Source organism: Candidatus Eisenbacteria bacterium, assembly GCA_005893305.1.
Taxonomy (GTDB): Bacteria; Eisenbacteria; RBG-16-71-46; order SZUA-252; family SZUA-252; genus WS-9.
The window spans coordinates 131,642-139,120 of sequence record VBOZ01000008.1 but is presented as its reverse complement, the minus strand read 5'-3'; the positions used below and the strand labels follow the sequence as shown (position 1 = coordinate 139,120).

Here is a 7,479-nt window from a genome sequence, read left to right as displayed (position 1 = left end):
CGAATCCTGCCTAAGACCGACAGCGATCACATGGTCCTGGAGCGTCTTGCGATCGTTGCTTCAGTCCATTCGCTGGAGGCGCTAGAATCGCTCGCGTGTATGATCGAGGGGGACGAACGCGGATGGGTAGTGGATGTCTGGCGCGATTCGGTGAAGGCGGTCATCCGCGCCGCTCGGTCAAGGGAAGATGAGGGTTTGGTTCGAACGGCGATCAGGGAGCTCATCGGCAAGCTCGCATCAAGAAACTACGCGGATTTCCGCGAATTGCTTCCGCCGGAGCCAGACTCTTCTGGGCGCGGCGGATAAGAAGGAGTCCCAGTCAATGACTCCCCAGTTCTTGTGCTTGGGCCGGTCCTAGTACTCGAAAAGCTCTACCCCCCAGGCTGCAGAGAGGTGTAGCGCATACGTTATCATCACCCAGCGACCATCCGACTATACAGGAGAACCGGACGAATGCAGTGTGATGCCCGGCGGCCCCTGGAAAGCGTTCGGTTGAAGGCGGAGAATCGCGAAGGTCTACGACGAACGACTCAATTGGCAGACCAAGATCTTCTGCTCACGCGGCTACACTGAACCATCTACCACTCGTCAGGCGGACAACCGAGAAGCCACAGTTCTGGAGGACATATGGCTTTGACACCCGATGCCGGACCATCCACGAACAAGAGGCTTGAGCAGACCCTAGAGTCCTACGAACGGGACCTCATCGCGATTGTAGAAAATGTGCGGTGGTTGACGACGCTGGTGCTTGCAGAAATGGCGGGGATTGCCGTGTACAGGACAAGGAGCTCAAACCTTGAGCTCGGGCTAGGATATGCAGCTCTGATCGTCATCTTGGGACTTGCCTTGGCGGCGTTCGTGGTCGCTGTAATTAGGTCGCGCTACGAGCGAGGCACATTCGCCAAGAGGTTTCATTGCGCTGTGGTTGGCATCGCGGCGAGGAGCTCAGAGCTCCTTGCAGACAACGACATCGCACCCGCAGCGGGGACGGTGAAGCTCGTCGAGATGCGTGAGAACGCCATCAAGCACCTTCCAAGTTCTTTCGATGTAAGCGCGGTTCTCGAGTTTTCCGGCTTGGCGCTGCTGGCACTTGCTTCAGTCCTTGCTGCCTTCATGGTGTTCTTTTCAGAAGTGGCTGCCTCGCTGTTTGGGGCCAGGTAACCGCCTAACTTCGGCGTGCAGTGGACGGCGCTCCGCGCCGCCACTGATGCCGGGACTTCTCCCCGCCAAGGGTCGAGGGTCCCAGGCACCGCACCGCGTCCCACGAATGGACTCGCTCACCCTACTTCAGCCGCTCAAGCGTCTCTAGCCCCACTTCGTACTCCGCCACGAAGCGACGCACGACCTCCGCGGCGGGAACGACGTCGCGGATCAGCCCGCTCGATTGGCCGGCTTCCAACTCGCCTTCCTCAAGGTCGCCTTCCAGGATGCCGCGACGCGAGGCATGTCGGCCGTAGACCTCCACCAGCTCCTCGCGGGTGACGCAGCGGGCTTCGGCCTCGCGCACTCGCCGGACGAACGTATTGATGATGGCTCTGACGGGGGCGATCTTCTTGGCGAAGAGCATCGTGCCGCTATCGGGGGAGCCGACGATCGCCTCTTTATAATTCTGATGCGAGGATGACTCCATCGTAGCGGCGAACCGGGTGCCGATGGACACGCCCTCGGCGCCGAGTGCCATCGCGGCCAGAAAGCCACGCCCGTCGGCGATCCCGCCGGCGGCGCAGACAGGCACCTGAAGCGCGTCGACGAGCTGTGGGATCAGCGCCAACGTGGTGATCTCGTCGACGCCGTTGTGGCCGCCGGCCTCGAATCCCTCGCCGACGACGATGTCGACCCCCGCGTCTTGGGCCTTCCGCCCGTGCTTCACGCTGGGGACGACGTGAATCCAGGTGGCGGCCGCGGTCTTGATTCGCGGGGCCATCAACACAGGATTGCCCGCGCTCGTCACGATCACGTCGATTCCTTCGCTCAACGCCACGTCCAGCAGTTCGGCCGCATCCCCCCGCAACAATGGAATGTTGACCGCGATCCGCTTCTTCGTGAGGGCGCGGGCTTTCTGGATCTGAGACCGCAGGAGGTCGGGCTTCATTCCGGCCGACCCGATCGTGCCCAGGATCTCGGCCTCGGCGCAGGCGACCGCGAGCTTGTAGCCCGAGGCCCAGATCATCCCCGCCTGAAGGATGGGGTAGCGGATTCCGAGGATCTCGGTGACGCGGGTCCGGATCCGCTCGATCAAACGTTGGTCTTCGGCCGCCAGTGCTCGATCGAGCGCTGGCGCAGGAGGGCGTCGGCCAGGACGAGGCAGGTCATCGCCTCCGCGACGGGAACGACGCGCGGGCAGAGGCAAGGATCGTGTCGGCCCGAGATCGCGAACTCGCGCTCCTCGCCGGCCGTGTCCACGGTCTTCTGGGGAATGGCGATCGAGGACGGCGGCTTCACCGCGATGCGCGTCACGATCGGCTCGCCGGTCGAGATTCCGCCCAGAATCCCGCCCGCGTGGTTGCTCGCGAACCCGCCGCGCTCCATCCGGTCGTTCATCTCCGATCCGCGCATCCGCGCCGCGGCGAAACCCTCGCCCACCTCGAAGCCCTTGACCGCGCCGATCGACATGAGGCCCCAGGCCAGCGAGGCGTCGAGCTTGTCCATCACCGGATCGCCGAGGCCGGCCGGAACGCTGGAGGCGAGGATCTCGACGACGCCTCCCAGCGAGTCGCCCGCCTCGCGCGCCTCCAAGATCGCGCGCTCCATCGCGGGCGCCGCCTTCCGGTCGGGGGCGCGTACGGCGTTCTGCTCCGCGAACTCCAAATCACGCTCCTTTGCGACCAGATCGCCGACCTGGACAGTATAGGCTTGAACGCGGGCGCCCTCACGCTCCAACACCCTTCGCGCGACCGCGCCCGCCGCCACGCGTCCCACGGTCTCGCGCCCCGAGGACCGGCCGCTGCCGCGATAGTCGCGCACCCCGTACTTCTTCCAGTAGGTGTAGTCGGCGTGTCCGGGGCGGAAGAGGTCCTTGAGGTTCGCGTAGTCCTGCGGGCGCGCGTCGACGCTCCGCACGACGAGCGCGATCGTGGCCCCGGTCGTCACTCCCTCGAAGACGCCCGAGAGCACCTCGACCTTGTCGGGCTCCTTCCGCTGCGTGGTGACGGCGCTCTGTCCCGGCCGCCTCCGGTCGAGATCGCGCTGGATCGTCTCCGCGTCGAGCGGGATGCCGGGTGGGCAGCCGTCCAGGATCACGCCGACAGCAGGACCGTGGCTCTCGCCGAACGTGGCGATCGTGAGAACCTTGCCGAAGCTGCTGCTCACCGCGCTGACTTTTTCGGGGCGGCCGCTTTGGCCGAGGCGACCGCCTTGGCCGACGCCGCCGAACGGCGGCCGCTCAACCTCGATCCCCGCTCGATCACCTGGGACGCGATCCGGAAGGAGTGCTCGCGCCAGGCCAGGTGGCGGCGCGCCATCCTCTCTAGATTCCATAGCCACGTGGGGCGGATGTGCTTCCGCGCGTCTTGGACGAGCCCCTTGACCTTGTTCCAGATGACGATGTCCTCGCCGTGCGTGTCGAAGAAGAGGTCCTCGTCGATCAGGCCCCGGTTCACGAAGGCGGCCACCATTTCCCAGTAAGAGGTCGCCATGCGGAACTGCCGATCCAGCTCGTTTCCGGTCAGGTAATGGGGACGGACCGCTTCCCAGTTCGCGGCGTTGAACTCGGAAATCATGAAGGCGCGCGCACGGCGCATTTCGGGATCGCGCCTCAATTCGTAGAGCTTGAGAATCAGGTCGGCGTCTTGCGAGGTCGGCTTGGCCACGGTTGTCATGCGTCCTTTCTCGTGAGAAGGGGATCGTTCGACGGCATTGTGCCCGCGCGCTCCGGCGTTGTCAAACCAGGGCCCGTGCGGGTACCCTCGGCGGATGCGCTATATCGTACACACCGACGGCGCCGCGCGCGGGAACCCCGGCCCGGCCGCGATCGGCATCGTGGTCGAGGACGAGTCCCGGCACACGGTCTACGAATCAAGCCGCACGCTCGGGGTCCACACGAATAACGAGGCCGAGTACCTGGCGATCATCGCGGCGCTCCAGTACCTGCGTGAGATTCGCGCGAGGGAGGCCGACTTCTACCTCGACAGCGAGCTCGTCGTGCGCCAGCTCAACGGCCGGTACAAGGTGAAGGAGCCGCGGCTCCAATCGCTCCACGGCCAGGCGACGATGCTCTTGAACGCGGTCCCCATGCACACCATCCAGCACGTTCCCCGCAAGGAGAACGCTCGCGCCGACGCGCTCGCCAACGAAGCGCTGGACGCGGAGGGCCTCGACGCCCCGCCCGCTTGATTCCGCGCGCTTCGACCCGTAGACTCACCCCCGTAACAGGCAGGTGGAATTCCGGAGTACCACAGGCGGCCGCGGGCCGCGCCTCGCGCGCGACCCGAGGAAAGTCCGAGCTCCGTAGGGCAGGGTGCTGGGTAACGCCCAGCGGGAGCGATCCCAGGGAAAGTGCCACAGAAAACAAACCGCCTCGGGCGAAAGCCCGCGGCAAGGGTGAAACGGTGCGGTAAGAGCGCACCAGCGGAGGCGGCGACGCCTCCGGCTTGGTAAACCCCACCCGGAGCAAGACCAAATAGGGGACGATGAGGTGGCCCGCCTCGCTCGAGTCCCGGGTAGGTCGCTTGAGGCGTGCGGGAACGCGCGCCCCAGAGAAATGGTCGCCACGGAGCAATCCGACAGAACTCGGCTTATGGGGTACTCCGGAAAACCGATCGTCGGAGACGCGGGGAAGGGCGCAGGCCCGGAGGGCGCCGACCGCCCCCGAGGCGGTGCTTTGCCCTCGCTCCAGATCGGTCCCTACAAGGTCACCTTCCTCTCCGGCGGCCGGTTCCGCCTCGACGGCGGCGCCATGTTCGGCGTCGTCCCGAAGGTGCTCTGGAATCGGGTCGCCCCCGCCGACGAGCGAAACCGCATCCGCATGCGGATGAGCTGCCTCCTGATCGAGGGCGGCGGGAAGCGGATCCTCGTCGACGCGGGCTGCGGCACGAAGGTGGACGCGAAGTTCCGCGACATCTACGCGATCGAGGGGCCGGAGGAGCTGCTCTCCGACCTGGCGTTGCTCAAGCTCACGCCCGACGCCATCGACACGGTGGCGATGACCCACCTCCACTTCGACCACTGCGGCGGTGGAACGACGCGCGATCCGGACGGCACCGTTCGCCCGACCTTTCCCAAGGCGGACTACCTGGTTCGAAGGCAGGAGTGGCACGACGCCCATCACCCGAACGAGCGGAACCGGGCCTCCTATCTGCCCGAGAATTACGATCCGCTCGAGGCCTCCGGGCAGCTCCTGCTTCACGACGACGACCTCGAGATCGCTCCCGGGATCTGGATGAAGAATCTCCCCGGGCACACCCTGGGACACCAGGGCTGCTTCTTCGACATCGCCGGGAGCCGCGCGCTCTACACGGTCGATCTGGTGCCGACCGTGGCGCACCTGCCGCTTCCGTTCATCATGGGCTACGACCTCTACCCGATGACCACGTTGGAGACGAAGCGCGCGATCCTGCGCGACGCGACGCGCGAGGGCTGGCTCTTCCTCTTCGAGCATGATCCCGACCTTTTCGCGGTGCGGGTTTCGGGCACGGAACAGAAGGTCGAATTCGAGAAAGTGGCTTGACAGTCGAGCCGCCAACTCACTATCCTGCCGGACTTAGCACCTTTTTTCACGAAGTCGCGCGGATCCCGGCGCGGGACGCCGGCCGGCGCTTCGAAACGACGTCGCGCAAGGGAGTCTCGTGAGCCCGGTCGACCCCAACAGCAGCGCCGCGTTCATCCCGATCCTCATGATGGTGGTCGTGGCCACGGGCTTTGCCGTGGCGACGCTCGCCGCGTCGCACTTCCTGGGCCGTCGGGTCAACGATCCGGCGAAGCTCCTTCCCTACGAGTGCGGCGTCACGCCCGTCGGGACGGCGCGCGAGCGCTTCCATACCCGCTTCTACCTGGTCGCGATGCTCTTCATCGTGTTCGACATCGAGACCGTCTTCATCTATCCCTGGGCCGTCGTCTTCAAGCAGCTCGCCATGTTCGGGCTGATCGAGATGGGCGTGTTCATCGCGATCCTGCTCGCGGGCCTCGTCTACGTCTGGGGGAAGGGAGCGCTCGAATGGGATTGACCCCCGACCCCGAGCTGATCGATCCGCTCACGCCGGATCAGACGAAAGTCGTCGAGCTGTTTCGCTCCAAGCTTCCGGACGGCGTGCTCCGCGAGCGGTCGTTCCGCGGCCAGCTTTCGATCTGGGTAAAAAGGGAAGCGGTCCTGGACGCCCTTCGCCTCGCGAAGGCCGACCCGAATCTGGATTGCGCCCTTCTCAGCGACGTGACGTCGGTCGACCTCCGCGGGCATCAAGACCCCGGGGAGCCGCGATTCGAGGTCATCTACAACCTCTACTCGCTCCGCTGGAATCGCCGCCTCCTCCTGAAGACCGGAGTCGATGACGGTCAGACGGTGGCGTCGGCCACCGCGGTCTGGCTCGGCGCCAATTTCATGGAGCGCGAGGTCTACGACATGATGGGGATCCGGTTCGAGGGGCATCCCAATCTGGAGCGCATCCTGACCCCCGACGGCTGGCTCGGCTATCCACTCCGGAAGGATTTCCCGACCCGCTCCGATCAATTCCCGAACGTGGAGAGCTGATTCCGTGCTCTCCCCGCAGGCTCGCCAGAAGATCGAGGCGCTCAAGACCGTGTACGAGACGAACCAGTCCGCGCTGATCCCCGCGCTCCACGTGGCGCAGGGGGAGCAGGGGTGGCTGAGCGAGGAGACCCAGGCCGAGGTGGCCACGCTCCTCGAGCTCACGCCGCAGGCGGTGCGGGAGGTCGTCTCCTTCTACACGATGTTCCACGAGAAGCCGGTCGGGAAGTTCCTCCTGCAAGTATGCCGCAACCTCTCCTGCTCTCTTCGCGGGGGACACCGGCTCCAGCGCCAGATCGAGGACCGCCTCGGCATCCACGACGGGGAAACGACGCAGGACGGCCGATTCACGCTCGAATCCGTCGAGTGTCTCGGCTCCTGCGGCACGGCACCGGTCCTCATGGTGAACGACCGCTATCATGAGAACGTCACGCCGCAGGAGATGGACCGCCTCCTCACGGAGCTGAAGTAGCCGCGTGGACGCCGCCACGCTGATCGAAGCCGCGATCAAGGTACACATCGTCCTCGGCTTCATCCTGCTCGGCGTGCCGCTCATCGTCTGGATGGAGCGGAAGGTGATCGGACACATGCAGGACCGGATCGGGCCGGAGCGGGTCGGACCGTTCGGGTTATTACAGACGATCGCGGACGGCATCAAGCTCTTCATGAAGGAAGACATCATCCCGTCGCAGGCCGACAAGGTGGTGTTCGTCCTCGCCCCGGCGCTCACCGTGATCACCGCGCTCGTTGCCACGGCGGTGATCCCGTGGGGCGATACCGTTCAGCTCTTCGGCCGGACG

8 protein-coding genes, 1 other RNA gene and 2 pseudogenes (2 of these 11 only partly in view) are annotated in these 7,479 nt (G+C 65.3%); 9 read left to right on the top strand and 2 right to left on the bottom strand.

The window, feature by feature from the left end:
- Both E6K79_01920 and E6K79_01915 read left to right on the top strand, forming a co-directional pair.
- Positions 1-85 (top strand): annotated as a pseudogene (locus E6K79_01920) (hypothetical protein) (it extends 2,414 nt beyond the left edge of the window).
- A gap of 542 nt (positions 86-627) precedes the next feature.
- Positions 628-1,161, top strand: coding sequence for a hypothetical protein (locus tag E6K79_01915; protein ID TMQ66693.1), 534 nt, complete (start codon positions 628-630; stop codon positions 1,159-1,161).
- A gap of 121 nt (positions 1,162-1,282) precedes the next feature.
- On the opposite strand, the gene E6K79_01910 is transcribed toward E6K79_01915, so the two are convergent.
- Together E6K79_01910 and aroC are read right to left on the bottom strand one after the other, a co-directional pair.
- The gene (locus tag E6K79_01910; GenBank protein TMQ66798.1) at positions 1,283-2,227 is read right to left on the bottom strand and encodes a nitronate monooxygenase; all 945 of its coding nucleotides are present in this window, start codon (positions 2,225-2,227) and stop codon (positions 1,283-1,285) included.
- A gap of 8 nt (positions 2,228-2,235) precedes the next feature.
- Positions 2,236-3,477, bottom strand: coding sequence for a chorismate synthase (aroC, locus tag E6K79_01905; protein TMQ66692.1), 1,242 nt, complete (start codon positions 3,475-3,477; stop codon positions 2,236-2,238).
- Positions 3,478-3,912: 435 nt separating this feature from the next.
- Between aroC and E6K79_01900 the strand changes: the two genes are divergently transcribed.
- The 7 genes and pseudogenes from E6K79_01900 to nuoH form a co-directional block, all read left to right on the top strand.
- The gene (locus tag E6K79_01900) at positions 3,913-4,332 is read left to right on the top strand and encodes a ribonuclease HI family protein (protein ID TMQ66691.1); all 420 of its coding nucleotides are present in this window, start codon (positions 3,913-3,915) and stop codon (positions 4,330-4,332) included.
- A gap of 53 nt (positions 4,333-4,385) precedes the next feature.
- An RNA gene (rnpB, locus tag E6K79_01895) (RNase P RNA component class A) lies at positions 4,386-4,751 on the top strand.
- A gap of 68 nt (positions 4,752-4,819) precedes the next feature.
- The gene (locus tag E6K79_01890) at positions 4,820-5,665 is read left to right on the top strand and encodes an MBL fold metallo-hydrolase (protein ID TMQ66690.1); all 846 of its coding nucleotides are present in this window, start codon (positions 4,820-4,822) and stop codon (positions 5,663-5,665) included.
- 166 nt (positions 5,666-5,831) lie between these two features.
- The gene (locus tag E6K79_01885; GenBank protein ID TMQ66797.1) at positions 5,832-6,161 is read left to right on the top strand and encodes an NADH-quinone oxidoreductase subunit A; all 330 of its coding nucleotides are present in this window, start codon (positions 5,832-5,834) and stop codon (positions 6,159-6,161) included.
- Positions 6,152-6,682 (top strand): NADH-quinone oxidoreductase subunit C, encoded by a 531-nt coding sequence (locus tag E6K79_01880; GenBank protein TMQ66689.1) that lies wholly within the window; start codon positions 6,152-6,154, stop codon positions 6,680-6,682. The genes E6K79_01885 and E6K79_01880 overlap by 10 nt, the downstream gene beginning before the upstream one ends.
- Positions 6,683-6,686: 4 nt before the next feature.
- Positions 6,687-7,151, top strand: a complete 465-nt coding sequence (gene nuoE, locus E6K79_01875; GenBank protein TMQ66688.1) for an NADH-quinone oxidoreductase subunit NuoE — start codon at positions 6,687-6,689, stop codon at positions 7,149-7,151.
- Between the two features lie 49 nt (positions 7,152-7,200).
- Positions 7,201-7,479: pseudogene (nuoH, locus tag E6K79_01870) on the top strand (NADH-quinone oxidoreductase subunit NuoH) (it continues 599 nt past the right edge of the window).

Excerpts from the sequence above, each read along its gene's own strand:
- E6K79_01915 (TMQ66693.1), top strand. The coding sequence starts at position 628 with ATGGCTTTGACACCCGATGCCGGACCATCCACGAACAAGAGGCTTGAG.
- aroC (TMQ66692.1), bottom strand. The coding sequence starts at position 3,477 with ATGGAATCTAGAGAGGATGGCGCGCCGCCACCTGGCCTGGCGCGAGCA.
- E6K79_01900 (TMQ66691.1), top strand. The coding sequence starts at position 3,913 with ATGCGCTATATCGTACACACCGACGGCGCCGCGCGCGGGAACCCCGGC.
- E6K79_01885 (TMQ66797.1), top strand. The coding sequence starts at position 5,832 with ATGATGGTGGTCGTGGCCACGGGCTTTGCCGTGGCGACGCTCGCCGCG.
- E6K79_01880 (TMQ66689.1), top strand. The coding sequence starts at position 6,152 with ATGGGATTGACCCCCGACCCCGAGCTGATCGATCCGCTCACGCCGGAT.